This window comes from Microbispora sp. NPDC004025, assembly GCF_053604425.1.
In genome coordinates this window covers 579,825-604,354 of sequence record NZ_JBSGHN010000001.1, presented here as the reverse complement: position 1 = coordinate 604,354, position 24,530 = coordinate 579,825, and the positions used below count along the sequence as shown (strand labels likewise).

The window sequence follows — 24,530 nt, the reverse complement described above, 5'->3', positions numbered from 1 at the left end:
GGACCCGTTGCTCGCGGTTCCCGCGGGAAGCACGTGCGGTGTCGCCCCCAGCCTGGCGCGCCTTCGAGCCACGAGCTCCTGCGAGTGAACTCACTGGAACTGCTCGATGCTGGGCTGACCGCCGCCCTGCTGGGTCCCGCCCTGCTGCGTGCCGCCCTGCTGCGTGCCGCCCTGCTGCGTGCCGCCCGGTTGGGTTCCGCCGCCGGGCTGGGTCCCGCCCTGCTGGGTGCCGTCCGGCTGGGTTCCGCCGCCGGGCTGCGTGCCGCCCTGCTGCGTGCCATCCGGCTGCGTGCCACCCGGCTGCCCGGCGTCGGCGGCGGAGGGCGAGGCGGCCGGGTTCGGCTGCTGTCCCGCGGGGGCGGAGCCGGTCAGCAGCGCCATGATCGCGTCCGCCTGCGCCTTGTCGAAGCCCGCGATGCCGAGACTGTCCTGAGTGATCTCCTGGGCGACCCGCGGGGCGGCCACCACCTTCTCCCCCACCACGACGGCGAGTTGCTGCTTGACCGTCTCGCGGGTGAGCGCGGCGATCTGCTCCTGACTGGAGGGGGACAGCACGAGCCGGATCGAATAGGTGCCGTCGTTGTCCGGCACCTCCTCGATCTTCTGCACCGTCGTGACCGTGACCCCCGGGTCGAGCTGGTAGCAGGAAGTGCCCTTGTCGTCCGGGATCGCGTCCGTCGCGGTGCACGGCGCCGCTCCCACCCCGGTGACCGGAGCGAAGTGCACCGGCGTCAGCAGGGTGCGTACGGATGCCTGCTTGAGCGGCGGGGCGTCCGGGTTACGGGTCATAATCACGGCGACGGCGCCGAGGACGCCGGACATGACGACCACCAGCACGAGGGCGACGACGAGGGCGATCGTCGTTCCCCTGGCCGCCCTCGGCTCCGCGGGGCCGGCGGCCGCGGGCGGCCCGTCACCCGGCCCGTCCGTTCCGCCTGCGGCCGGGTCCCCGGGCACTGCGGGCATGTCGGGCGGGGCGGGCTCCACCGGCTCACCGGCCAGAGCGGGAGCGGTCGGGGCGCCGGCAAGGTCACCGGGTACGGGCACGCCCAGCGGGTCGTCGAGCGGGGCAGGCTCCACCGGCTCACCCGGCACACCTCCGGACCCGGGCAGCGGGTCACTGAGGGGGTCACGAAGCGGGTCACCGGGCACACCGACGGGCTCGACGGGCACACCGCGCACGCCGAAGGGATCGACAGGCTCACGGGACACCGGAGGCACACCCAGTGGGTCGTCGAACCGGCCGGCGCCACCGGGCTCGCCCGGCACACCCCCGGACCCGGGCAGCGGGTCACTGAGAGGGTCACGGAACGGGTCGCCGGCCACACGGACAGGCCCGGTCGGCGCGTCGTCCCGTCCCCCACCACCGGCGGCGGGCAGGACGGACGTATCTCCCTCGGCCCCGGGGCCGCCGAACCAGTCGTACTCGCCGGGCGCGCCGCCGCGGCCCTCAGGGCCGACGGGCTTCGGCATGGGCGCCGTCTCGGCTCCCGATGTCAGGCCGCCGGGCCATGGGCCCGGCTCCTCGTTCCCCGGCACGGGCGCGTTGTGCATTCCCACCTCGATCCCTTACACCGCTCGCAGAGCCTACCGAGGTCTGCCAACCGCGGGTAACCGGCCGACCATGGAACGCTCAACCCGCTCTGTTGCTGACAATTTGTCATGAATACCCGCCAAATGGTTGCCCGTTGCCCGATGCCATGCGGAAGGCCGAGAGCAGACAGTGAAGACATGAAGGTGGGAGTTCCCCGAGAGATCAAGACGCACGAATACCGGGTCGCGCTCACACCCGCGGGGGTCAACGAGTTCGTCCGCAAGGGTCACCGGGTCCTCGTCGAGAAGGGCGCGGGCCAGGGGTCGGCGATCCCCGACGAGGACTTCGCCGCCGCCGGGGCCGTCGTCCTCGGCACGGCGGACGAGGTGTGGGGCGAGGGCGACCTGATCCTGAAGGTCAAGGAACCGGTGCCGGACGAGTATCACCGGATGCGCAAGGGCCAGGTGCTGTTCACCTATCTCCACCTGGCCGCCTCGGAGCCGTGCACCCGCGCCATGCTGGAGTCGGGCGTGACCGGCATCGCGTACGAGACCGTGCAGAAACCCGACCGCACGCTGCCGTTGCTCGCGCCCATGTCGGAGGTGGCCGGACGGCTGGCGCCGCAGGTGGGCGCCTACCATCTCATGCGCCAGGGCGGCGGTCGCGGAGTGCTGATGAGCGGCGTCCCCGGCACCTACCCGGCCAAGGTGGCGGTGATCGGCGCGGGCGTGTCGGGCATGAACGCCGCCGCGGTCGCCATGGGCATGCGGGCCCAGGTGCTGCTGCTGGACCGCGACGTCGACCGGCTGCGCCACGCCGACCTCGTCTACCGGGGAGGCTGCCAGACCGTGGCGTCCAACGCGTACGAGGTCGAGCGGGCGGTGGTGGACGCGGACATGGTGATCGGCGCGGTGCTCGTGCCGGGCGCCAAGGCGCCGACCCTGGTGAGCAACGACCTCGTCTCCCGGATGAAGCCGGGATCGGTGCTCGTGGACATCTCCATCGACCAGGGCGGCTGTTTCGAGGACTCACGCCCGACCACGCACGCCGACCCGGTCTACCGCGTGCACGGGTCGGTGTTCTACTGCGTGGCCAACATGCCGGGGGCGGTGCCGCACACCTCGACGTACGCGCTGACCAACGTCACCCTGCCGTACGCGCTGGCGATCGCGGACATGGGCTGGCGCGAGGCGCTGACCGCCGACCCCGCGCTCGCCCTCGGTCTCAGCACCCACCAGGGGGACCTCACGAGCCGCCCGGTGGCCGAGGCCCACGGGCTGGAAGCCGTGCCCGTGGACCGCGTGCTGGTCCCCTGACGTCGTCGGGGAACCTCAGTTGGACGGCGCCGTGCTCGGCATCGGCTCCTGCGGGTTGCCCGACGCCGACGGCTCCGGCGGGAGCGGCTGCTCGGCGGTGGTGCCGATGCCGCCCGTGCAGGACGCGCCGTACTCGGGGGTGCTGGTCGGGTTCTGCTTGTACTTCTTCACGAACTGCGTCAGCCGGGGGTCGTCCGCGGAGTCCAGCGTGACCTGGTGGTTCCAGGAGCTGGCCGCGATCTTGGAAGGCAGGCCCGGGTAGGGGCTCAGCAGCATGTAGTCCGCGGAGGCGATGCTCTTCAGCTTGTCCACCTCGGCCTTGGGCAGGTCGGGGCTGTAGGTGATCCACACCGCGCCGTGCTCCAAGGAGTGGACACCATGCTCGTTGTGGATCGGCTTGTCATAGATGCCGCAGTTCTGCCAGTAGTAGTTGTGCGGGCCGCCGACGGGCGGGTTCTCCTTGTAGGAGACCTTGGTCCAAGAGTGATCGGAACCCTTGTACGTGTAGGTCTTCACCGCGTCGAGCGACTTGGCCGAGCGGTCCTTGACCACGTACACGGCGACGAGGGCGACAAGGACGACGATCACGAGGCCGCCTATACCCCACATGAGAAACGCGGCGCGCCGCTCCTTGCGCTTCTGCTCGGCGCGCATGCGAGCGAGGTGCTCACGCCTCGCCTGCGTCTTCTCCTTGGTCATCGCTCCTCCATCCGCAGATCCCTTACACCCCCGCTGAGTATGGAGAATAGTGGCTAAACGTATCGCTTCGGGCAGGGCAAGGGCGGCGGCGAGTAGCCTGTGAGCGATGAGCACTGACATCGACGCTCCGGTGGAGACCGCTCCCCCGGCCCGGCGCTCCCTTTCCGCCCTCGGGCTGGTCGCCGTCCTCCTCGCGGTGGCGGCGCTCGTGGTGTTCTTCACCAGGTCCGGGACGCCGGGCGACGCCTCCCCTGAGGCCGGTTTCGCCAGGGACATGGGAGTCCACCACGCCCAGGCGGTGGAGATGTCCTTCGTCCTCAGGGACAAGACCTCCGACGAGCCGCTGCGCAGCCTGGCGTACGACATCATCACGACGCAGAGCACGCAGCGTGGAATTTTCATGGGCTGGCTCCAGCAGTGGGGCCTGGACCAGAGCTCCGGCCGTCCCGCGATGGCCTGGATGTCCGGGCACGGGCACGGCGGGACGTCCTCCGCCACCACGCCGGCCGGGACGATGCCCGGCATGGCGACGGAGGAGGAGATGAACCGGCTCCGCCAGGCCACGGGCAGGGACGCCGAGGTCCTCTTCCTCCAGCTCATGATCCGCCACCACCAGGGCGGCGTGGAGATGGCCGAGGGCCTGCTCAAGTTGTCCGACCGCGACGAGGTGCGCGCGCTCGCCCAGCACATCGTGGACGGCCAGAACGCCGAGATCCGCACGATGAAGGACCTGCTGGCCAAGCGGGGAGCCCAGCCGCTCCCCGCACCGTAGCGACTCTCGCCCGCTCGTCCGGGCGGGCACGGGCCGGGAGGTCCGGGCGGAGCCGTCCGCGTCACGGTCCGCGCGATCGCGGTGTCTACGTCGCCGGTCGCCGGTCCTGCGTACGCTCCTGATTGCGGGTGCGCTCGCGCAGCGCCGTGACCGGGCCCGTCCGGACGGCGTGGTCGAGCACGCCGTGGTCGTAGGCGGTCTCCGCGTGCAGTGCCAGATCGACACCGGACATCTCGTCCTCCTCGCTCACCCGGAAACCCATCAGCCGGTGGATCAGCCTGCCGATCCCATAGGTGACCGCGAAGGCGTACACCGCGACCACCACGATCGCCACGGCCTGCTTGCCCAGCTGGGCGAGCCCGCCTCCGTACAGCAGGCCCCGGGGACCGTCGGCGCCGGTGAGCGACCGGGTGGCCAGCAGCCCGATCAGCAGGGTGCCGACGATGCCGCCGACCAGATGGACCCCGACCACGTCCAGAGAGTCGTCGTAGCCGTGCCGGAACTTCCAGCCGACCGCCTGCGAACAGATCATCCCGGCGGCCAGGCCGATCACCAGGGCGCCCAGCACGTCGACGGAGCCGCACGACGGCGTGATCGCCACCAGTCCGGCCACGATGCCCGAGGCGACCCCGAACGTGGTGGGACGGCCGTCGCGGCGCCGCTCCACCAGCAGCCAGCCCAGCAGTCCGGTGCAGCCCGCGGCCAGGGTGTTGAGGAAGACGGCGGCGGCGGTGCCGTCGGCCGCGAGCGCCGAACCCGCGTTGAAGCCGAACCACCCGAACCACAGCAGCCCCGCGCCGAGCAACACCAGGGGCAGGTTGTGCGGTCGCATGGCCTCGGCCTTGAACCCGATGCGGGGCCCGAGCACCAGCGCCATGGCCAGCCCGGAGGCGCCCGAAGCGATCTCCACGACCAGGCCGCCCGCGTAGTCGAGGGTGCCCATGCCGTGGATCCAGCCTCCGGGACCCCACACCCAGTGCGCGATGGGGGCGTAGACCACGAGCGCCCATACGGGGACAAAGACCATCCAGGCGGAGAAGTTCGCGCGGTCGGCGATGGCACCGCTGATCAGCGCGGCGGTGATGACGGCGAAGGTGAGCTGGAAGGTGGCGAACAGCAGCGTCGGCACCTGCCCGGTGACCGATTGCGTGGTGATGCCGCGCAGCCCGAGATGGTCGAGGCCGCCGATCAGTCCCAGGCCGCCGAGGTCGTCGCCGAACACCAGGCTGTAGCCGGCGGCGAGCCAGGCGATGGTGACCAGGGCGATCGAGACGAAGCTCATCATGATCATGTTGAGCACGCTCTTCGTCCGGACCATGCCGCCGTAGAAGAAGGCCAGGCCCGGCGTCATCAGCAGGACGAGTGCGGTACAGGCCAAGAGCCAGGCGGTCGCACCGCTGTCCGTATTCACCGGCATGTCATCGCCTCGCACTTCTCCACACCTGTGGTGATCGCACCCGGGAGCATCACGAGACTCGCCAATGGCCGTTTCGCGGCGTATTCGCGCGAGTTACCACTGTGTTTCGTATTGCTCACCTCTCGGCGAGCCGTTCAGCCCGCTGGCCGGCGCCCCTGGCGAGAGGGGCGCCCGGCGGCGGCGCATGACGGGGATGCGAACGTGAAGGCGAGAGCCCTCGTGAGTGTGGGAGCGGTCAGGCGCGCAGCTCCTCGGCCAGCGCCGCGGCGAACGCGTCCACGTCGGCCTCGGTGGTGTCGAAGGCGCACATCCACCGCACCTCGACCATGCCCCCGCCGACCTGCTCGTTCCAGTTGTAGAACCGGAACCGCTTGCGCAGCCGGTCGGCCACGTCCGCGGGCAGGACCGCGAAGACCGCGTTGGCCTCGACCGGGCGCGGCACGCTCACCCCGGGCAGGTCCCGTACGGCGTCCGCGAGCCGCCGGGCCATGGCGTTGGCCTGGCGGGCGTTGCGCAGCCACAGGTCGCCCCCGAGCAGCGCCTCGAACTGCACCGAGACGAAACGCATCTTCGAGGCGAGCTGCATGCTCGTCTTGCGCAGGTACGGCAGGCCCCGCGACGCCTCCGGGTTCAGCACGACGACGGCCTCGCCCAGCAGCAGGCCGATCTTGGTGCCGCCGAACGACAGCACGTCGACCCCCGCGTCCGTGGTCAGAGCGCGCAGCGGCACGTCGAGCGCGGCTGCGGCGTTGGTGATCCGCGACCCGTCGAGGTGGACGAACATCCCCAGCTCGTGGGCGTGGTCGCAGATCGCCCTGATCTCGGCCGGCGTGTACAGCGTGCCGAGCTCGGTCGCGTTGGAGATCGACACCACCCGCGGCTGCGCGCGGTGCACGTCGCCGAAGCCCCAGGCCTGCCGGTCGATCAGGTCCGGCGTGAGCTTGCCGTCCGGGGTGGCGACCGGCAGCAGCTTCAGGCCGCCGGTCACCTCGGGGGCGCCGCCCTCGTCGGTGTTGATGTGCGCGGTCTCGGGGCAGATCACGGCCTCCCAGCGCGCGCACATCGAGCGCAGCGACACGACGTTGGCCGCCGTGCCGTTGAACACGGGGAAGATCTCGGCCTGCTCGCCGAAGTGCCCGCGGAAGACGCCGCGGACCGCCTCGGTGTAGACGTCGTCGCCGTAGGAGATCTGGTGTCCCCCGTTGGCGAGGGCGATCGCCTCCAGGATCTCGGGGTGCACCCCCGCGTAGTTGTCGCTGGCGAACGTCCGGCTCGCCGGGTCATGCCGCCGTACGGCATCGGTTGTCACGAGATGTCTCCCCAGTCGCGGTTCGGACCCGCGGCCGGCTCTCCAGAGCCGGCCGCGGGTCCGGATCAGCAGCGTAGATCAGGGTGTGAGGTCGATCCTGCGGCCGTTGACCGCCGCCGGCTCCTCATCCCACAGGCCCGCGACCGCCGCCGCCAGGTCCTTCACGTCGGTGAAGGTCCGGTACGGCTTGTCCGGGTTCGCGGCCCTCATCTCATCGTGCACCAGCGCGTTGACCACCAGGACCACCGCGGCGGAGGAGGTGTCCTTCAGCGCGTCGGCCAGCGACAGCGTCCACGCCTCGGCGGCGGCCTTGGCGGCGGCGTACGCCGCGCCGCCCTGGGTCGGCTTCTGGGCCGCCCGCGCCGAGACGATCACGAAGCGCCCGTTCCCGCTCTCCCGCAGCAGCGGCTCGAACTCCAGCGACACGTTCTGCAGGGTCCTGATCAGCAGGTCGTGCAGCAGGTCCCAGTCGTCGAGCGAGGTGTCGGCGAAGGTCTTCGACCCGCGCCAGCCGCCGACCAGATGGACGACGCCGTCCACCCGGCCGTGCTCGGCCCGCACCCGCTCGGCCAGGCCGCGCACCGCGTCCCGGTCGAGCAGGTCGACGGCCAGACACCCGTCGGCGCCGGACTTGTCCACGCCGATGACCGTGTCGCCGAGCTCGCCGAACTTCCTGGCGACGGCCCCGCCGGTCGGGCCGCCCGCCCCCGTGACCACGATCACCCTGCTCATCGCATGCCCCTCCAGATCTCGCCCACGCGGTCCGCGCTCACGCCCGGATGCCCCGGGTCGACTCCACCACGTCGGTGAGCTTACGGCGCAGGGCCTCGTAGAACATGCTCAGGGGGAACTCGTCGGGCAGGACGGCGTCGACCATGGCCTTCTGCTCGGTGGGCAGCGCCTGGACGCCCTGTTTCCAGGCCGAGGCCGGGTCGGGCTCGACGTACGTCGCGACCAGCTCGTGCGCGGCGAGCCAGTGCGCGCGCTTGGAGCGGTCGATGCCGTCGCGGTAGAGCTTCTCCACCTCGCCGCGCAGGTCGGCGACGCCGTCGGCGACCCGCGACCAGTCGATCGTGAGCCGGTTGTCGGTCCACCGCACGATGCCCTGCCGGTGCAGGTAGGCGAACAGCAGCTGGCCGCCGAGCCCGTCGTAGTTGCGCACCCGGTCACCGGTGATCGGGAAGCGGAACAGCCGGTCGAACAGGATGGCGTACTGCACGTACCGCGCGTGCGGCACGCCCGCCGCCTCCAGCTTCACGGCCTCGCCGTACGCCGTGAGGTCGCAGCGCAGCTCCTCCAGGCTGTAGAGCCAGTACGGCATGCGCTGCTTGATCATGAACGGGTCGAACGGCAGGTCGCCGTGGCTGTGCGTGCGGTCGTGGACGAGGTCCCACAGCACGAACGTGTCCTGGGCGAGGTCCTGGGACGCCAGCAGCCGGGCGGCGTCCGGCGGAAGCTCCAGCTTCAGCGTGGCCGCGGCGGCCTCGCTGACCCGGCGGAACCGGGCCGCCTCGCGGTCGCAGAAGATGCCGCCCCAGGTGAAGCGCGGCGGGGCCTGGCGCACGACCACGGTCTCGGGGAACAGCACGGCCGAGTTGGTGTCGTAGCCGGAGGTGAAGTCGACGAACGTGATCGGCACGAACATCGGGTTGTCGTAGCCGCCCGCCTCCAGCTCGGCGAGCCACTGGGGCCACACGACCCGGATCCAGACCGCCTCGACGTTGCGGTTGGGGTTCCCGTTCTGCGTGTACATCGGGAAGACGACCAGGTGCTCCAGGCCGTCGACCCGCTGGGCGTCGGGGTGGAAGACGTTCAGCGAGTCGAGGAAGTCCGGCTTGCCGAGCCCGGCCGCGACCCACGCGCGGAAGTCCTTCATGACCGCGTCGAGATACTCGGCGTCGTGCGGGAAGTGCGGCGCGAGCCGGGCGATGCCGTCGACGATCTCACTGATGCAGGCGACGGCCTCGTCGTGGTCGCCGGTGACGGAGCCGTCCTTGGCCTGGAGCGGGCGCAGCCGCTCGACGGCGGCCTTGAGCCGGGCGAACTCCTCCGCCACCTCGGGGCGGGACGCCCGGGCGGCGGCGGACGTCTCGGGCACGCGGGCGGCCCAGGTGACCAGGTTGCCCCACAGCTTCTCGTGGTCGTAGTCGTGGATCGAGTCGTCGCCGAACAGATCGGAGTCGGCCAGGACGACCACGCGCCCCCTGCCGTGCCGTACGGCGGCCACCAGCGGGGCGGACGCGGGGTCGGCGGACTCGGAGGTCTCGAACAGCACGCTCGACCCGGCCGGCACGCCGAGCGTGCCCGCGCGGTAGAAGCACGCCCGGCGCACCTCCGCCAGCAGGTCCTGGGCCACGCCGCCCTGCCCCGGCACGGCCTGCGCCGAGGGGACGCCGAGGACCCAGGTGGCCACCGTGTTGTGGCAGTGCCCGGGGTCCTGCACGGTGGTGTGCTCCACCGTGACCCCGAACCGGGCGAGCAGGCCGGCCAGGTTGCTGCCGTACTTCTCCTGCTCGTGCTCGGCCAGCACGATCAGCCCGCCGCCGTCGGCGACGTACGCCTCGATGGCGTCGATCTCCTCGGCGGTGAAGACGGGGCTGCCGACCCCGGTGGTGCGCTCCCAGCGCTCGGCGGAGGGGTGCGCGACCACGAAGACGTCACACCCGGCCAGCGCGTCCGGGGTGACCGGGCCCTCGGTGTGCGCGCGCACCGTGTGACCGAGCCGCCGCAGCGCACCGGCGGCCTCCGCGTAGCTGTTGTCGTCGGGATGGGCGGGATTCATGGCCTCGGCGACCTCTCGCCGGATCGTCCACGCCTCGCTGTGCGCCTCGTCGAACAGGACCGCCGGGAACGCCTTCATGAAAAATCTCCCGTAGTGTGAGCCATCTTCCGGAAAATATACACATACCTCGCTCTGTGGCGATAAGTCGCCCTAGCGGATGAGGAGACATCACCCGAGCGGAGGACGAGCCCCCGCGGGTCGCCCACCTACCGTCACCGGCCGTAGGGAGACAGACCCGAGCAAGGGGAAAGATCGATGTTCAAACTGTCCGACTCGGTGGCCTTCCGGCGAAGCGTCACCGGAGTCCTGCTGTTCGTCGCGCCGCTGCTGCAGTTCGTCGCGCTCCTCGTCGACCCCGGCACGTGGGGGGACGACCGCGAGATGGTCAGCTACGGCGACAACCCGGCCCTGGCCCAGCTGGAGTCCGCGCTCTACCACTGGAGCTGGCTGCTCGTCCCGATCGCGGCCTTCGGCCTGCTCCACCTGGTGCGCAAGAAGGCCGTCATCCTCGGGCACATCGCGGGCGGCATGACGATCGTCGGCTACATCAGCGTCTCGGCGCTGCTCCTGATGGACCCCGTGGAGTGGTGGTTCGGGCAGCACTACCCCGTGGAGCAGGGCCAGAAGATGTTCAACCAGGTGTTCGAACTGCCCGGCGTGATCTTCGGCTTCACGCTGCCGTGGATCTACTTCGGCATGGTCGGACTGCCGCTGCTCCTGCTGGCCGTGTCCCGCACCGGCTTCGTCCACTGGTGGGTTCCGGCCGTCGTCGCCGCCGGCTACCTCGGCGCGGTCGCCGTGCCCTACAGCCCGGCCACGATCCCGTTCTGGGGCGCCCCCGTCATCGCCATGGGCTACCTCGGCCTCAAGGTGCTCAAGATGACCAACGCCCAGTGGGCGTCGTACTACCCGAGCGCCGACCCCGGCGTCACCACGCCCGACTCGTACGCGAACACGACCGCCTGAGCGCGGTCGCGCAGGTTCAGCTTCATGAGCACACGGGCGACGTGGGTCTTGACCGTGGCCTCGCCGACGAAGAGCTCCTTGGCGATCTCGGCGTTGGTGAGGCCCCGGGCGAGCATCCGCAGCACCTCGAGCTCGCGCGGGGTGAGCTCGGCGAGCTGCGGCGGCCGCACCGGCTCGTGCCGGCCGGCGAAGGAGGCGATCACCCGCGTGGTGACGGCGGGGTCGAGCAGGCCGTCACCCGCGGCGACGACCCTGATCGCCTCCACGAGCTGCTCGGGCGGCGACACCTTCAGCAGGAAGCCGCTGGTCCCCGCGCGCAGCGCGGCGTACAGGTTCTCGTCGGTGTCGAACGTCGTCAGCATGACGACCTTGGGCGGATGCGGCGCGTCGAGGAGCTGCCGGGCCGCGGTGAGACCGTCCATCCGCGGCATCGAGATGTCCATCAGCACGACGTCGGGCTGGACCCGGCGGGCCAGGGCGACCGCCTCCACGCCGTCGGCGGCCTCGCCCACGATCTCCATGCCGGGCTCGCTCTCGACCACCATGCGCAGACCGGCCCGGATCATCGCCTGGTCGTCCGCGAGGACGATGCGGATCGTCAATTCGTGGCCTCGCTCATCGGCACTCCCTGGGAGATCGGCAGCGTCGCGCGGACACGGAAGCCGCCCTCCGGCAGCGGTCCCGCGTCGAGGGAGCCGCCGAACAGCTCGGCCCGTTCCCGCATGCCGATGAGCCCGTTGCCGGTGGACAGCGCCGGTCCTGCGCCCCCGCCATTATCGGCGACCTCCAGCTCCAGGCGGTCCCGGCGGTAGGCGAGCCGGATCCGCACATCGGCGTCCCCGGCGTACTTGACCGCGTTGGTCAGGGCCTCCTGCACGATCCGGTAGGCCGACAGGTCGAGACCCGGCGCGAGGTGAACGGGCTCGCCCTCCGTCTCCAGCGTGACGCGGAGCCCCGAGGACCCGACGGTGGAGATGAGGTTGGGCACCATGTCGAGCCCCGGCTGGGGCAGCGCCTCGTCCTGCGGCATCCGCAGCGCGCCGAGCATGATCCGCAGCTCCTCGACCGCCTCCCGGCCCGCCTGCTCGATGCCGGACAGGATCGCGGTCTCCGAGGAGTGCTCGCCCTCCTGCGACGCGCCCATCCGGCGGCGCAGCGCGCCGGCCTGCATGACCATCATGCTCACGCTGTGGGCCACCACGTCGTGCAGTTCCCTGGCGATCCGGCTCCGCTCCGCGGCGACGGCCTCGGCGGCCCGGCGTTCCCGCTCGATCTCCAGCCGCGCCGCCCGCTCGGCCATCCGGTGCGCCCGCAGCAGGTAGCCGCGCAGGGCCAGGCCCGTGGCGTACGCCGAGCCGAACATCACCGTCAGGTAGATGACCTCCCCGAACGGCAGGAACCGGTGGTCGACGGCCCCCGAGTCGAAGATCAGGATGCCCGCGAGCGCCCAGGCGCCGCCGTGCTTCACGGGCAGATGTGCGCCGATCGTGTGGAAGACGATGAGCAGCGCGGCCAGCTGCCAGACCGGGCACTGCTCGTGGCCCTGCCGGTGCCAGGCGTACTGTGCGAGGATCATCAGGATGAACACCGCCACCGGCGCCTTGCGGCGGTACCAGACCAGGACTCCGGTGGCCAGCGCCTGCCCGACCCACCACAGCTGGGGGTTCTGGGCCGCGCCGTACTCGGTGGCGACCGTGAACGCCTCAAGGGTGCCCAGCGCCATGATGGCCAGGCCGATCAGGAGGTCGACGCGGGGAACCGAGCGGAGGGGGGACAAGCGCATGACGCGCAGAGTAACCCCTATCCGGCATAGCGCGCAGCAGGGAACAGACGTCCCGCAATTGGCCTGCAAGTCAGCGTCAAGTGACCGCGCGATCATCACCCTGTATCAAGTGGGTGTCGGTCACGATACTCATCTTGTCGAGCACTGTCCGCGCTGAGACGCTTGAAGCGATCCGAACACGCCTAGGAGACGCAGATGCCCCGCCTGCACTCCCTCATCGCGGGGCTGGGCGCGTTCGCCGCGTTCGCGGCCCCCATGCTCCACCCGCACCCCAGCGGCTCCACCGACCGCGTCACCCCGGGCGGCGTACGCGTGGAGTCCTCCTCGCACGTCCGCATCACGCTGCTGGACGACCGCGGTGTGATCAAACAGATGGTCCGCGACTACGACGTCGACCTGGCCAAGGGCAGCGGCTTCACGGTCACGCCCGACGGCGTGGTCGTCACCGCGACCCAGGTCGTGCAGGCCGCCGACGACCCCCGGGTGTACGCCGCCAACCGGGTCTTCGCCGAGTACTTCAAGGTCAAGATCCCGGCCGACTTCAAGCGGCACTCGCTGGACGACCCCGACCTCGACCGGCGGCTCAAGGCGTGCTACCCGCCGCAGCAGACCGACTCGACCTGCCTCGCGGACGTCACGACGAACGTGACCGTGCGCCCCTACCTCGACCCGCCGCCGCCCGGGGGCCTGCCCGCGCAGATCCTGACCACCGGCGCGTCCCCGGCGGCCCCGGCGGTGCTCAAGGTCACCAAGGGCGGCGAGAAGCAGACGCTGCCCACGGTCCCGCTGGGCACGGCGATCGGCGGAGCGGTCGAGTCGCTCGACGTGATGACGATGACCGGCAGCCCCTCGGCGAAGCTGGCGCCCAAGCTCGACACCGCGCACCTCGACCCTCCGGGCAGCCGGACCTTCAAGGAGCGCGACAAGGTCCGCAAGCTGCTCGACGACGGCGCGTCCGGCGCCGCCCTCATCGACGACGGCAAGAGCGAGGTGATCGGGTTCGTCTCCGGCGGCGGCGACCAGCCCATGACCATCACCCCCGCCGACGAGATCCGCAGCGCGCTGGTCGCCGCCGGCGTCACCCCGCGCCGCGGCCCGGTCGACGTCGTGTACGAGAACGCGCTCGCCTCCTACCACAACAAGCTCTACACCGGCGCGGTACCCGCGCTGCAGCAGGTGCTCAACCTGCGGCCCGACCACGCGGTCGCGGCCGACCACCTGCGCGACGCCCGGGCCAAGGCCGGCACGGCCGTGGACGCCGGCAGCCGGCCGGTGGCCCGCCCCGCGCGCGCGGAGCAGCCCAAGTCCTCGATGCCGCCGTACGTGTGGGTGGCCGGCGGCGTCGTGATCCTCGCCCTGCTGGCCGGCGGCGTCGTGCTGCTGCGCCGCAGGAGCGCGGCGGCCTCTCAGGACGACGACGGCCCGGCCGGTGACGCCTACCTCGGCGGCGTCCAGACGGATCCGGGCGCGGCCGAGGCCGGGGCGGCCCACTCCGGGGAGACCTCCTGGCCGCCGTACGCCGTCACGCGGGTCTTCGGGGCGGAGGCCGCCCGGTCTCCGGAGGTCATGCGGCCGGCTCCGGTGCCGCCGGGGCCCGGGCCGGCGGACCCGTCGCCGCCGGGCGGGCAGTCGTACCCCGCGGACCTGTCTCCGCCGCACGGGCACGCGCATCCGGGCGATCCCGCACCGCCGCGCGGGCCTTCGTACCCGCCGAACCCGTCGTCGCCTCCGCGGGGACAGGCACAGCTGAAGTTCTGCACGCAGTGCGGCATGCGGCTGGGCCAGGGACACCGTTTCTGCGGCTTCTGCGGGAATCCAGTCGATTCGTGAGCGATGTGCTCATAACCAATACGGCATTCAAGGGGGAGGCCGCATGACAGAGGGGCCGGTGATGCCGCCGCTCGTCGGGCGGCGGCTCGGCGACTACACCATCGAGGCGGTCGTCGGACGGGGCGGCATGGCGACGGTCTACCGGGCGCGCGACCAGCGGCTCGGCCGGGCCGTGGCGCTGAAGGTGCTCGCGCCGCAGCTCGCGCACGACGACCGCTTCCGCGACCGGTTCGTACGCGAGTCGCGGATGGTGGCGAGCATCGACCACCCCAACATCATCCCGGTGTACGAGGCCGGCGAGCGCGACGAGCTGTTGTTCATCGCCATGCGCTACGTCGAGGGCAGCGACATGCGCAAGCTCGTGCAGTCGGAGGGCCCGCTGCCCGTCGGGCGGGCCAACCCGCTGTTCGCGCAGATCGCCTCCGCCCTGGACTCCGCGCACGCCCACGGCCTGGTGCACCGCGACGTGAAGCCGGCCAACATCCTGGTCACCCAGTCCGAACACGTCTACCTGACCGACTTCGGGCTGACCAAGAGCTCCGCGGCCGAGGCCGGGCTGACGAGCCACGGCCACTTCATGGGCACCCCGCGCTACGTCGCCCCCGAGCAGATCCGGGGCCTGCCGGTCGACGGCCGCAGCGACCTGTACGCCTTCGCCTGCGTCGTGTACGAGGCGCTCGCCGGGCAGCCGCCGTTCCAGCGGGACACCGAACTGGCGCTGCTCTACGCCCACGTCTCCCACGACCCGCCACCGCTCACGCCCTACCGGCCGGACCTGCCGCACGCGGTGAACGCGGTCCTGCTGCGGGCGCTGGCCAAGGCGCCGGACGACCGGTTCCCGACCGGCCAGGCGTTCGTGTCGGCCCTGCGCGACGCGATCAGCGGCGGCGCGGGCGACCCGGCGGGGCCGGTCTCCCCGTCCTATCCCCCGGGCCCTCCCAGCCCCTCGGTGCCCCCCGGGCCCCCGGTGTCCGCCGGGTCCTACCCGCAGGGGTCGTACCCGCTGACCGTGCCCTCCTCGTTCCCGCCCGGCACGCGCCCGCCCGTCTCCCATGCCCCGGGCTCGGTGCCGCCGCAGTCGGTGCCCTCGGCGTCCCGCCCGCCCGTGAGCCACCCGCCGGGCGCCGGGACCTCCGGCCACGGGCAAGCTCAGGGGCAGGGCTCGTACCCCCCCGAGTCGCCGCGCACGCAGCCGACGGTCGCGTCGGCGGCCTCGCGGGGCCGCCGGCGGGGACTGCCGCTCGGGCCGCTGATCGGCGGGCTGGCGGTCCTGGTGTCCATCGCCGTCGCCGCCGCGCTGCTGCTCACCCGCGGCGGCGACACCGCCGCCACGTGGAACACCTACCCCGGCAGCACCGCGGCGCCGTTCACCATGGCCTACCCCGCGACCTGGGGTGAGGCCAGGACCAACGCCGACCAGTGGATGATCGCCTCACCGGCCGTGGACGAGTTCGACGCGTTGTTCGCGGTGCCGGGCAACACCGACTGGTCGAAGGTGAACCCCATCATCACGGGCCACCCGGACCGGGCGACGGGGGTGTTCGCCCAGGTCAGCAACACTCTGAGCACCTCGGATTCGCCGCTGGAGCTCCAGGAGAGCCTGGGCCCCGCACTCCCCGGTGTGACCACCTACTACGGCGTGCCTGCTCCCACCACCGTCGGGGCCAAGCCCGCCTTCCGGATCGAGGGCGTGCTCAGCGACCCCCAGCAGACCGGGCGCCTGGACTTCTCCGCCTACGTCGTCCGTCAGGGCGACGCCGGCACGACCGTCCTGATCGCGTTCTTCTGCCCGGCCGGCCGGTGCGACCGCGCGCTCATCGACCACATGGTGAACACGATCACGTTCAAGTAGCCCGCCGGGCCTTCCGCTGCCCGGCGCGGGACGCGGAAGGCCTCAGCGAAGGGCCTGTGTGCCGATGACGGACAGCAGGTGCAGCTTGTCGTGGCTCTCGCTGCCGGGAACGGCGATGTAGACGAGCAGCGAGTGGGCCTGGTCGGGGTCGACCAGTCTCTGGCACGTCAGCTCCAGGGCTCCGACTTCGGGATGGACGAAGTGCTTGACCTTGTGGGGGCGTATCCCGATCTCGTGGGCGTCCCACGCTCGCCGGAACTCGTCACTGCGGGCGAGGAGCAGGTCGGCGAGGTGTGCGGCTCGGGATCCGGGGCCGCGGAGGGTGACGATCTCGCGCAGCCCCGAGGCGTACATCCGGGTGAGGAACGGATGCTCTTCGGGCGCGTAGAGCCGCCGGGCGGCCGGATCGGTGAACCACCGGTACCCGCTGCTGCGGGCGGGCCCGGTGTACCGGGTCGTGTCGCCGGTGAGCGCGACGCCCATGGGGGTCTGCCGCAGGGTCTCCCCGAGCTCGGTGACGATCTCCGCGGGGGTGTCGTTCAGGCGGTCGAGAATGCGCAGGAGGCCGGGGCTGATGTGCTCGCCGGCTCCGCCGCGGGCGGGCGGGTTGTGCCCCGCGAGGCGGAACAGATGGTCGCGCTCGTCGAGCGAGAGGTGCAGGCCCTGGGCGATCGAGGCGAGCATCTGGCTCGACGGCCGCGGTCCGCGTTCTCGCTCCAGGCGGGAGTAGTAGTCGGTCGACATGTGGCACAGCGCCGCGACTTCCTCGCGCCGTAGCCCGGTCGTCCTGCGACGGGGACCGCGCGGGAGGCCGACGTCCTCGGGTTGCAGCACCTTCCGTCGGCTCCGGAGGAACTCCGCCAGCCCAGCGCGATCGATCACGGCATTCCCTCCACTCGCGGTGCTGCTTCTTTCTATCGCCCCCGCGGGACGGCGACCACGGATCGTCGATCCCCCTCTCCGCCCCGGGAGCAGATGAGTCCGCATCCGTGGATCGGCGGTCCCTGGAACGCCCACGCGGCGTCCGGGACCGTGGATCCGGGACGACGAACACAAGGAGCAGCAATGCCACGTCAGGCGATCGACATCACCATCCCGGACCTGTCCGGGAAACGCGTGCTCATCACCGGCGCCAGCGACGGCGTGGGGCTGGGAATGGCCGCGCGACTGGCCGCGGCCGGCGCGGACGTCCTCATGCCCGTCCGCGACCGCCGCAAGGGCGAGAACGCGATCGCCGGGATCCGCCAGAGCCTCCCGGACGCGAAGGTCTCGCTGCGCGATCTCGACCTGTCGTCACTCGAGTCGATCGAGGCCCTCGGAAACACTCTCCGCGAGGAGGGCCGGCCCATCCACATCCTGATCAACAACGCGGGCGTGATGACCCCGCCGAGCCGGCAGACCACGGCGGACGGCTTCGAACTTCAATTCGGCACCAACCACCTCGGCCACTTCGCCCTGGTGAGCCACATCCTCCCGCTGCTGCGCGCCGGCCGCGCCCGCGTCACGTCGCAGATCAGCATCGCCGCGAACCGCGGCGCCATCAACTGGGACGACCTGAACTGGGAACGCGGCTACAACGCCACGCGCGCCTACCAGCAGTCCAAGATCGCATTGGGGCTCTTCGGTCTCGAGCTGGACCGCCGCAGCAAGGCCCACGGGTGGGGCATCACCAGCAACCTGTCCCACCCCGGAGTAGCCCCCACCAGCCTCCTCGCCGCCCGGCCCGAGCTCGGCCGCACCGCGGACACCGTCGGCGTCCGCCTGATCCGCGCGCTCTCGGCCCGCGGCATTCTCGTCGGCACCGTCGAGACCGCGATACTGCCCGCGCTCATGGCCGCGACGAGCCCCAGCGCCGAACCCGGCGCCCTCTACGGACCCAGCGGCCTCGGCAACCTCAGCGGCCCACCCGCCGAACAACGGATGTACTCCCGGCTGCGGAGTGCGGACGACGCCGAGCGCGTCTGGCTGATCTCGGAGCGGCTCACCAAGATCACCGTTGCGGCCGCTTGACCGGGGGGCGGCTCCGGGTCCGGCCGCCGGCGCGCCCCCGCCGTCGGCTAACCGGCCCGCCAGTCCCGCCAGTCCCGCGCGCCGTCGAGGACGGCCCGGTGGACCGCACGGGCGATCCGCGCACCCCAGACCGAGCGCGGGCCGCCGAACGCCTCCGCCGGGCCCTCCTCCCGTACGGCGACGCAGACGGCGTCCGACGCGGTCCCCGTGCAGGGGAAACCCGCCTCCAGCAGCGCCTGCGTCTTCGCCTCGGTCACCGTCATCACGGCGTTGACCAGCGCCGGGTCGGAGAACGCGACGGGCACGGCCACCAGGATGTTGATCGTCCCCGGGCGCGGCACGCTCGGCCCCGCGTCGCCCGCGCCGACGGCCCCCCGCGCCACCTCCGAGGCGCCCCCGCCGGCCGCCTCCCGCGCGGGTTCGGGGACGTACGGCACACCGGGGTCGGGCACGCCCTCGGGCGAGGCCGCCCAGGTCGGCACGCCGAGTCCCACCGTGGCGACGGCCTCCGCTCCCCCGTCCGCCGCGGCGGCGTAGCGCTCCACCAGCGCCGCCGTCATCATGCCGACCCCGGGACCGCCGGGGCCGAGCGCGTCCATGTGTTCCACCGGGTCCATGCGTGAGTAACCGGCCGCCACCTGCGCGTTCAGCACCCACTCGCGGCGGCCGACACCGCCGCCCAGCATGGCGGAGGAGATCATCCGCCAGCCGGGCCCGAACCGCCACAGCAGCGCGCCGAGCCGCAGGCCGTCCTCCACGCGGTGCGTCAGGGACGGCCGCGGCAGGCCGCTCACGCTCCCTCCGCGGGAGTCATCCGGGAGGTCAGCGGCCGGACCAGGTGGACGAGCGGGCGCCCGTCGGGGCCGGGCTCCACCCGCACGCTGGCGCCGAAGTGCTCGGTCAGCAGCGGCTCGGCCAGCACCCGCTCGGGCGGCCCGGCCGCGACCGCGCGCCCGGCGGCGAGCAGCACGAGCGCGTCGGCGTACTGCCCGGCGAGGCTGAGGTCGTGCAGCGTCGTCACGACGGTGAGGCCGTCGGCCAGGCGCAGCCGGTCGACGAGTTCGAGCACCTGCTGCTGATGGCCGAGGTCGAGCGCCGTCGTCGGCTCGTCCAGCAGGAGCACCGGCGCCTGCTGCGCCAGCGCCCGGGCGAGCACGACCCGCTGCCGCTCGCCGCCGGACAGGTGCCCGAGCGGCCGGGACGCGAAGCCGTCCAGGTCGAGCCGTTCCAGCACCGACCGCGTCACCTCGCGGTCCCGGGGGCTCTCGCTGCCGAGATAGGGGATGTACGGCGTGCGGCCCAGCAGCGCGTAGTCGTACACCTTCATGTCGGGGGGCAGCGCGGGGTTCTGCGGGGCGTAGGCGATCAGCCGGGCCCGCCGGCGCGGGCGCAGGTCGTCCACGGCCGTCCCGTCGACGAGCACCTCGCCCTCCCTCGGGACCAGCCCGGCGACGGCCCGCAGCAGCGTGGACTTGCCCGCGCCGTTCGGCCCGATCACCGCCAGCCACCGGCCACGCGCGGCCGACAGCGTGACGTCCGTGAGCACCCGCCGCCCGCCGAGGGTGACGCACACGCCGCGCGCCTCGATCGCCGGGTGCCCGTCGCCGCTCACGTCTCCACCCGCCGGGTCACGCGCAGGACGGTGACGAAGAAGGGCGCGCCGACGAACGCCGTCACCACCCCGATCGGCAGCTCGGCCGGCGCGAGCACCGTACGCGCGATCGTGTCGGCCAGCACGAGGAACGCCGCGCCGCCGAGGAACGACAGCGGCAGCACGATCCGGTACGACCAGCCGGCGAGCCGCCTGACCACGTGCGGCACGACGATCCCGACGAACGCGATCAGCCCGCTGACCGCGACCGCCGCCGCGGTGGCGAGCGAGGCGGCCAGCACCACGGCGAATCGCACGCGCGCCGCGTGCAGGCCGAGGCTGACCGCCTCCTCGTCGCCGACCGACAGCACGTCGAGCAGCCGCCCGTGCAGCAGCATGACGACGGTCGACACCACGGCGTACGGCGCGATCATGCGGACCTGGTCCCAGCCGCCGCCGACGTCGCCGAGGATCCAGGCGTAGATCCGCGGCAGTTCCTGCACCTTGAGCTGCTGCACGAAGGTCTGGATCGCGGTGAGGAACGAGGTGACCGCGACCCCGGCGAGCACGAGCGTCGCGGTGCCGCCGCCCCGGCCCGCCGTGTGGCCCAGCGCGTACGCCAGGAACACTCCGCCGACGGCCCCGGCGAAGGCGGCGACCGGCACCGCGGTCACCCCGGTGTCGCCGCCCAGGAAGACCACGACGAGCGTGACCGTGAGACCGGCCCCGGCCGCCGCGCCGAGCAGGTACGGGTCGGCCAGCGGGTTGCGGAACACGCCCTGGTAGCCCGCCCCGGCCGTGGCGAGCAGCCCGCCCACGACGGCGGCGAGCAGCACCCGCGGCACCCGGAGCTGGAACAGCAGGTTCTCTTCGACCTGCGCGAGCCCCGAGTGCAGGGACACCAGCGGCAGCCGGTCGAGCAGCGCCAGTCCGATGGCGCGCGGCGAGATGCCCGCCGCGCCCACCGCCAGGCCGGCGGCGAGGCTGGCCGCCAGCACGGCGGACGCGACGAGCAGCGCCCGCCAGCGCCGGGCCGGGGTCACGGCGTCACCACGCATTCACCGGCCACGCGTTCACACCGCCACGGGCTCAGCTCGCCGCCTTCTGGACGGCGTCGCCGACGGCCTGGGCGAGATCGGCGACCCGGGGCCCCCAGCGGGAGGCGATGTCGTCGTCCAGCTCCACCACGCGGCCCTTCTTCACCGCGGACAGGCCGGACCAGCCGGGCCGCTTGGCCAGCGTGGCGGCGTTCTGGCCACAGCACTTGGTGTCGCCCAGGAAGATCAGGTCGGGGTCGGCCTTGGCGATGAACTCCGCCGACAGCTTGGGGTACCCGCCCGCCGCGTCGGGCGCCTCGTCGGCGATGTTCTTCAGCCCGAACAGGTTGTAGACCTGCCCGATGAAGGTGCTCGACGTCGCCGCGTAGGGCGTGCTGTCCAGCTCGTGGTAATAGGTCAGGCTCTTGCCCTTCGGCGCCGCCGCCGCGAGGGCGTCGATCTTCTGCTTGACGCCGTCGGCCACCTCCTCGGCCTTGGCCGTGTTGCCGGTGGCCGCGCCGAGGTCCCTGATCTGGTCGTAGGTCTCGTCCAGCTTGGTCGCGGCGGGTTCGAGCAGCACCGGCACGCCGACCTTCCCCAGACCGGCCACGACGCCTTCCAGGTCGTTGGCGAGCACGACGAGGTCGGGCTTGGCGGCCACGATCGCCTCGACGTTGGGCTTGAACCCCGACAGCGAGGTCTTCGGCGCCTCCGGCGGGTAGTTCGACTGGTCGTCCACCGCCGACACCTGCGCGCCCGCGCCGATCGCGAACAGGATCTCGGTGGCCGTGGGCGAGAGCGACACGATGTGCTCGGGACGCTTGGAGATGGTCACCGCGCCGTTTCCGGCCTGCACGGTGACGGGGAAGGCGCCCTCCCCCGTGCTGCCCGAGGCGGCGGTGTCCGAGACTGCGGGGGTGGGAGCAGCGGACGTGGCGGCGCCGTCGGTCTGACCGCAGCCGGCCAGTCCGAGCACGCCCAGCACCACACCCGCGACGGCCGTGCGTACGGGCCTCACGAGGGTCCTCCATCAGGGGGAATGGCCGGGAATCGAGGGACCCGCTGGAAGCGACGGATCACCCTTTTCCACGAGGGTCGATGGCGTCGGCGCGCAGCGCAGGCGACCTGGCTCGTCCCCGGGGGGCGGGGAACCACAGTTGCGGGACAGCGCCGGATTCTCACCGGACTTCGCTACGCGGCGCGCGTCGGACGCAACGGTACCAATCCCCCGTCCGGCGTCCACCCCCGGCCCGTCCGCGCATGAACGGCCGGGGCGCCTGCCTGGGCGTACGCGGGGATGGTAGGGCAGGCCCCACCATGGCGGTAGGGGCCACCCAAGATCGAAAGTAGGGACCGCGTCGCTGTGCCGGCCGGGGCCGCGGCGGGACGCTTGAACCGCTCGCGGGGCCCAGGCCCCCGAGCTCCGAACCACCGCGACCACCGAGGCTTCGAGCCCCCACCGCCCGCAGGCGCACCAGTCCGCCGGCCGACACAGCGAAGGCGTCCCCATGTCCCTGACCATGCTTCCCCCCGCTCCGGAAAGGGCCCCGGCCGCGCCCGCGCCACGGGACCGCTTCATCGACGTCCTGCGCGTCTTCGGGATGGTCCTCGTGGTCGTCCAGCACTGGACGATGCCGGTCCTGTCGTACGCCCAGGGACGGCTGACCACGGGCAACGCCCTGGCGGCGGTGCCGTACGTCACCTGGATCTCGCAGGTCATGCCGCTGGTCTTCTTCGCCGGGGGCGCGGCCAACGCGATCAGCTTCGGGTCCGCCGCCCGCCGGGGCGGGACGGCCCGGGAGTGGACGGCGCGGCGGGTGCGCCGCCTGGCCTGGCCGGTGGTGCCGCTCACGGTCGTGTGGCTGCCGCTCCCCCACCTCCTGGAGGCCCTCGGCGTGCCCGCGCAGCCGGTGGAGGTGGCCGCGCGGACGGTCGGCCAGCTGCTCTGGTTCCTCGCGGTCTACCTGCTGGCCGTGGTGGCCACGCCGCACCTGCTGCGGGTGCGGGCCGGAGTGGCCCTGCCGGTGCTGGCGGGCGGCGCGGTGCTGATGGACGTGGTCCGGTTCTCCGGTCTGGAGGCCGCCGGCTACCTCAACGTGGCGTTCGTCTGGCTGGCGGTCCACCAGGTCGGGATCCGGTACGCCGAGGGCGGCCTGGAGTGGCTGACGGGACGTCGGGCCGCCGGGCTCGCGGTGGCCGGGTTCGCGATGGTGGCGGCCCTCGTGGCGACCGGGCCCTACCCCGCCAGCATGATCGGGATGCCGGGGATGATCTCGAACATGGCCCCGCCCAGCGCCTGCATGCTCGCGTTGTTCGCCGGTCAGCTCGGCCTGGCGATGCTGCTGCGCCCCGCCCTGAACGCGCTGGCCGCCCGGCCGAGGGCCGAGGCGGTGCTCACCGCGCTCGCGCCGCGCATGATGACCGTCTACCTGTGGCACATGACCGCGCTCGTCACCGTCGCCGGTGTGGCGACCATCGGATTCGGGCTGGCGACCCCGCACGCCGGCTCGGCGGCCTGGTGGAGCGCCGTCCCCCTGTGGCTGGCCGCCCTGGCACTGATCCTGGTCGCGCTGACCATGCTGCTCGGCCGCTTCGAGGAGCCCGCGGGGGCCGCCGCCCACCGGTACGTGCCGGTGGCCGTCCCGCTCGTCGGCGGCGCGCTGCTCACCCTCACGATCACGGGGTTCGCGCCGGGCCCGGCGCCGGTGATCGCGTCGGCCGCCCTGGCCGCGGGGCTGGCCCTGGTCAGCCGGCCCGCAGCTGCCGCTCCACGTCGTCGATGAGCTCCTGCAGGCGCAGGCCGTGGCGGGCGTCTAGAGGATGCCCGCCACCGTCGCGCACCGTCCGCGCGAACTGCCGGACCACCTCGGGGAAGACGTCGCCGAGTTCGGAGCCGAGCAGCGAGGCGCTGCCGCGCCGGCCGTACACGTCGATCCGGCTGGGCGGGGTCTCGCCCTCGGCGGCCATGCACAGCGACGCCTCGCTGACCGCTCCGCCCTCGTGCTCCAGCAGCAGGCCGACCCAGCCGAGCGGATCGCCGTGCGCCCTGACCGCGACCACCCGGCCGAGCGCGGCGTCGAGCAGGTCGATCGTGTGCGGGCCCACGTCGAGCACCGCCCCGCGCTCCAGCCGCCAGGGAGTGGCGAAGGGGCCGCCGCGCAGGCTGCCGGAGATGTTGGCGGCGTGCCCGCCGAAGGGCTCGATGAGCCGCGCGCGGTCCAGGAACTCGGCGGTCGCCGCCGAGTAGCGGAACGTGAAGAGCATCTGGGAGGCCACTCCCGCCTCCTCGATCGCCCCGGCCAGGCGCCGGGCGCCGTCGAGGTCGGCCGCGAGCGGCTTCTCCAGCAGCAGCGCCCTGCCCGCCCGGGCCGCGAGCACGCCCAGCTCGGCCTGCACGGCGGGCGGCACGCAGAAGGCGACCGCCTCGGACGCGGCGAACAGGTCCTCCAGCCGCTCGAAGGAGGGCGCGCCGTGGGCGTCCGCGAGCGCGCGCGCCGCCTCGGGCCTGCGCGCCCAGACCCCGGACAGCATCGTGTGCGGCCCGGCCGCGAGGGCGGGCGCGTGGACCATCTCCGCCCACGGTCCCGCACCGACGAGTCCCACCCGCACCGGCTCCATAGGGCCCCCTCTCC

21 protein-coding genes and 1 riboswitch are annotated in these 24,530 nt (G+C 72.6%); of the genes, 7 read left to right on the top strand and 14 right to left on the bottom strand.

Translation table 11 applies throughout. The features are described from left to right. Nucleotides 1-90: 90 nt before the first annotated feature. A complete protein-coding gene (locus ACWEQG_RS03010) occupies nucleotides 91-1,473 on the bottom strand; it encodes a SecDF P1 head subdomain-containing protein (protein WP_452281230.1) in 1,383 nt (460 codons plus the stop codon). A 258-nt stretch (nucleotides 1,474-1,731) separates the two neighbouring features. Between ACWEQG_RS03010 and ald the strand changes: the two genes are divergently transcribed. Then, on the top strand, nucleotides 1,732-2,850 hold the full coding sequence (gene ald, locus ACWEQG_RS03005) for an alanine dehydrogenase (RefSeq protein WP_452281228.1): 1,119 nt from the start codon (nucleotides 1,732-1,734) through the stop codon (nucleotides 2,848-2,850). Nucleotides 2,851-2,865: 15 nt separating this feature from the next. On the opposite strand, the gene ACWEQG_RS03000 is transcribed toward ald, so the two are convergent. Beyond that, complete coding sequence (locus ACWEQG_RS03000; RefSeq protein WP_452281226.1) at nucleotides 2,866-3,549, bottom strand: DUF3105 domain-containing protein; 684 nt, start codon at nucleotides 3,547-3,549, stop codon at nucleotides 2,866-2,868. A gap of 106 nt (nucleotides 3,550-3,655) precedes the next feature. Here ACWEQG_RS03000 and ACWEQG_RS02995 point away from each other — a divergent pair, with 106 nt between their 5' ends. Continuing rightward, nucleotides 3,656-4,321, top strand: coding sequence for a DUF305 domain-containing protein (locus tag ACWEQG_RS02995; protein WP_363470240.1), 666 nt, complete (start codon nucleotides 3,656-3,658; stop codon nucleotides 4,319-4,321). 85 nt (nucleotides 4,322-4,406) lie between these two features. On the opposite strand, the gene ACWEQG_RS02990 is transcribed toward ACWEQG_RS02995, so the two are convergent. The 4 genes from ACWEQG_RS02990 to ACWEQG_RS02975 all read right to left on the bottom strand — a co-directional run bounded on the left by ACWEQG_RS02990 (nucleotide 4,407) and on the right by ACWEQG_RS02975 (nucleotide 9,907). After that, on the bottom strand, nucleotides 4,407-5,738 hold the full coding sequence (locus tag ACWEQG_RS02990; RefSeq protein WP_452281224.1) for an ammonium transporter: 1,332 nt from the start codon (nucleotides 5,736-5,738) through the stop codon (nucleotides 4,407-4,409). Nucleotides 5,739-5,973: 235 nt separating this feature from the next. Next, the gene (locus ACWEQG_RS02985) at nucleotides 5,974-7,047 is read right to left on the bottom strand and encodes a threonine aldolase family protein (protein WP_363470246.1); all 1,074 of its coding nucleotides are present in this window, start codon (nucleotides 7,045-7,047) and stop codon (nucleotides 5,974-5,976) included. A gap of 78 nt (nucleotides 7,048-7,125) precedes the next feature. Next, the gene (locus ACWEQG_RS02980) at nucleotides 7,126-7,779 is read right to left on the bottom strand and encodes an SDR family NAD(P)-dependent oxidoreductase (RefSeq protein ID WP_363470249.1); all 654 of its coding nucleotides are present in this window, start codon (nucleotides 7,777-7,779) and stop codon (nucleotides 7,126-7,128) included. Nucleotides 7,780-7,816: 37 nt separating this feature from the next. After that, a complete protein-coding gene (locus tag ACWEQG_RS02975; protein ID WP_452281222.1) occupies nucleotides 7,817-9,907 on the bottom strand; it encodes a DUF6421 family protein in 2,091 nt (696 codons plus the stop codon). Nucleotides 9,908-10,084: 177 nt separating this feature from the next. Between ACWEQG_RS02975 and ACWEQG_RS02970 the strand changes: the two genes are divergently transcribed. Further along, the gene (locus tag ACWEQG_RS02970) at nucleotides 10,085-10,795 is read left to right on the top strand and encodes a hypothetical protein (RefSeq protein WP_452281220.1); all 711 of its coding nucleotides are present in this window, start codon (nucleotides 10,085-10,087) and stop codon (nucleotides 10,793-10,795) included. Here the strand turns inward: ACWEQG_RS02970 and ACWEQG_RS02965 are convergent. Further along, nucleotides 10,735-11,397: a response regulator gene (locus ACWEQG_RS02965; RefSeq protein WP_169978923.1), complete on the bottom strand. Its 663-nt coding sequence runs from the start codon at nucleotides 11,395-11,397 to the stop codon at nucleotides 10,735-10,737. The genes ACWEQG_RS02970 and ACWEQG_RS02965 overlap by 61 nt on opposite strands. Then, nucleotides 11,394-12,578: a sensor histidine kinase gene (locus tag ACWEQG_RS02960; RefSeq protein ID WP_452281218.1), complete on the bottom strand. Its 1,185-nt coding sequence runs from the start codon at nucleotides 12,576-12,578 to the stop codon at nucleotides 11,394-11,396. Before ACWEQG_RS02960 ends, ACWEQG_RS02965 begins: the two co-directional genes overlap by 4 nt. Nucleotides 12,579-12,773: 195 nt before the next feature. Here ACWEQG_RS02960 and ACWEQG_RS02955 point away from each other — a divergent pair, with 195 nt between their 5' ends. Then, on the top strand, nucleotides 12,774-14,408 hold the full coding sequence (locus ACWEQG_RS02955; RefSeq protein WP_452281216.1) for a zinc ribbon domain-containing protein: 1,635 nt from the start codon (nucleotides 12,774-12,776) through the stop codon (nucleotides 14,406-14,408). Nucleotides 14,409-14,451: 43 nt separating this feature from the next. Further along, nucleotides 14,452-16,260, top strand: a complete 1,809-nt coding sequence (locus ACWEQG_RS02950; RefSeq protein WP_452281214.1) for a protein kinase domain-containing protein — start codon at nucleotides 14,452-14,454, stop codon at nucleotides 16,258-16,260. Nucleotides 16,261-16,302: 42 nt separating this feature from the next. On the opposite strand, the gene ACWEQG_RS02945 is transcribed toward ACWEQG_RS02950, so the two are convergent. Beyond that, complete coding sequence (locus tag ACWEQG_RS02945) at nucleotides 16,303-17,142, bottom strand: helix-turn-helix transcriptional regulator (RefSeq protein WP_452281212.1); 840 nt, start codon at nucleotides 17,140-17,142, stop codon at nucleotides 16,303-16,305. A 183-nt stretch (nucleotides 17,143-17,325) separates the two neighbouring features. Here ACWEQG_RS02945 and ACWEQG_RS02940 point away from each other — a divergent pair, with 183 nt between their 5' ends. Further along, on the top strand, nucleotides 17,326-18,270 hold the full coding sequence (locus ACWEQG_RS02940; protein ID WP_452281210.1) for an SDR family oxidoreductase: 945 nt from the start codon (nucleotides 17,326-17,328) through the stop codon (nucleotides 18,268-18,270). A gap of 47 nt (nucleotides 18,271-18,317) precedes the next feature. Here ACWEQG_RS02940 and ACWEQG_RS02935 read toward each other — a convergent pair whose 3' ends face one another. Genes ACWEQG_RS02935 through ACWEQG_RS02920 form a run of 4 tightly spaced genes read right to left on the bottom strand, consistent with a single transcriptional unit; the run spans nucleotide 18,318 to nucleotide 21,916 of the window. Continuing rightward, the gene (locus ACWEQG_RS02935; protein ID WP_452281208.1) at nucleotides 18,318-19,064 is read right to left on the bottom strand and encodes an adenosylcobinamide amidohydrolase; all 747 of its coding nucleotides are present in this window, start codon (nucleotides 19,062-19,064) and stop codon (nucleotides 18,318-18,320) included. Continuing rightward, nucleotides 19,061-19,882, bottom strand: a complete 822-nt coding sequence (locus ACWEQG_RS02930; protein WP_452281206.1) for an ABC transporter ATP-binding protein — start codon at nucleotides 19,880-19,882, stop codon at nucleotides 19,061-19,063. The genes ACWEQG_RS02935 and ACWEQG_RS02930 overlap by 4 nt, the downstream gene beginning before the upstream one ends. Continuing rightward, on the bottom strand, nucleotides 19,879-20,919 hold the full coding sequence (locus ACWEQG_RS02925) for a FecCD family ABC transporter permease (protein WP_452281204.1): 1,041 nt from the start codon (nucleotides 20,917-20,919) through the stop codon (nucleotides 19,879-19,881). Before ACWEQG_RS02925 ends, ACWEQG_RS02930 begins: the two co-directional genes overlap by 4 nt. A 31-nt stretch (nucleotides 20,920-20,950) precedes the next feature. Then, a complete protein-coding gene (locus tag ACWEQG_RS02920; protein WP_452281202.1) occupies nucleotides 20,951-21,916 on the bottom strand; it encodes an ABC transporter substrate-binding protein in 966 nt (321 codons plus the stop codon). 106 nt (nucleotides 21,917-22,022) lie between these two features. Then, nucleotides 22,023-22,084, bottom strand: a riboswitch (cobalamin riboswitch). 322 nt (nucleotides 22,085-22,406) lie between these two features. Between ACWEQG_RS02920 and ACWEQG_RS02915 the strand changes: the two genes are divergently transcribed. After that, nucleotides 22,407-23,681: an acyltransferase family protein gene (locus ACWEQG_RS02915; protein ID WP_452281200.1), complete on the top strand. Its 1,275-nt coding sequence runs from the start codon at nucleotides 22,407-22,409 to the stop codon at nucleotides 23,679-23,681. Here the strand turns inward: ACWEQG_RS02915 and ACWEQG_RS02910 are convergent. Next, the gene (locus ACWEQG_RS02910; RefSeq protein WP_452281198.1) at nucleotides 23,644-24,516 is read right to left on the bottom strand and encodes a Gfo/Idh/MocA family protein; all 873 of its coding nucleotides are present in this window, start codon (nucleotides 24,514-24,516) and stop codon (nucleotides 23,644-23,646) included. The two genes, ACWEQG_RS02915 and ACWEQG_RS02910, sit on opposite strands and share 38 nt — an antisense overlap. Between the last annotated feature and the right edge of the window lie 14 nt (nucleotides 24,517-24,530).

Excerpts from the sequence above, each read along its gene's own strand:
- ACWEQG_RS03000 (WP_452281226.1), bottom strand. The coding sequence starts at position 3,549 with ATGACCAAGGAGAAGACGCAGGCGAGGCGTGAGCACCTCGCTCGCATG.
- ACWEQG_RS02960 (WP_452281218.1), bottom strand. The coding sequence starts at position 12,578 with ATGCGCTTGTCCCCCCTCCGCTCGGTTCCCCGCGTCGACCTCCTGATC.
- ACWEQG_RS02910 (WP_452281198.1), bottom strand. The coding sequence starts at position 24,516 with ATGGAGCCGGTGCGGGTGGGACTCGTCGGTGCGGGACCGTGGGCGGAG.
- ACWEQG_RS02980 (WP_363470249.1), bottom strand. The coding sequence starts at position 7,779 with ATGAGCAGGGTGATCGTGGTCACGGGGGCGGGCGGCCCGACCGGCGGG.
- ald (WP_452281228.1), top strand. The coding sequence starts at position 1,732 with ATGAAGGTGGGAGTTCCCCGAGAGATCAAGACGCACGAATACCGGGTC.
- ACWEQG_RS02915 (WP_452281200.1), top strand. The coding sequence starts at position 22,407 with ATGTCCCTGACCATGCTTCCCCCCGCTCCGGAAAGGGCCCCGGCCGCG.
- ACWEQG_RS02925 (WP_452281204.1), bottom strand. The coding sequence starts at position 20,919 with ATGCGTGGTGACGCCGTGACCCCGGCCCGGCGCTGGCGGGCGCTGCTC.
- ACWEQG_RS02990 (WP_452281224.1), bottom strand. The coding sequence starts at position 5,738 with ATGCCGGTGAATACGGACAGCGGTGCGACCGCCTGGCTCTTGGCCTGT.
- ACWEQG_RS02970 (WP_452281220.1), top strand. The coding sequence starts at position 10,085 with ATGTTCAAACTGTCCGACTCGGTGGCCTTCCGGCGAAGCGTCACCGGA.
- ACWEQG_RS02940 (WP_452281210.1), top strand. The coding sequence starts at position 17,326 with ATGCCACGTCAGGCGATCGACATCACCATCCCGGACCTGTCCGGGAAA.
- ACWEQG_RS02950 (WP_452281214.1), top strand. The coding sequence starts at position 14,452 with ATGACAGAGGGGCCGGTGATGCCGCCGCTCGTCGGGCGGCGGCTCGGC.
- ACWEQG_RS03010 (WP_452281230.1), bottom strand. The coding sequence starts at position 1,473 with ATGCCGAAGCCCGTCGGCCCTGAGGGCCGCGGCGGCGCGCCCGGCGAG.
- ACWEQG_RS02995 (WP_363470240.1), top strand. The coding sequence starts at position 3,656 with ATGAGCACTGACATCGACGCTCCGGTGGAGACCGCTCCCCCGGCCCGG.
- ACWEQG_RS02975 (WP_452281222.1), bottom strand. The coding sequence starts at position 9,907 with ATGAAGGCGTTCCCGGCGGTCCTGTTCGACGAGGCGCACAGCGAGGCG.
- ACWEQG_RS02955 (WP_452281216.1), top strand. The coding sequence starts at position 12,774 with ATGCCCCGCCTGCACTCCCTCATCGCGGGGCTGGGCGCGTTCGCCGCG.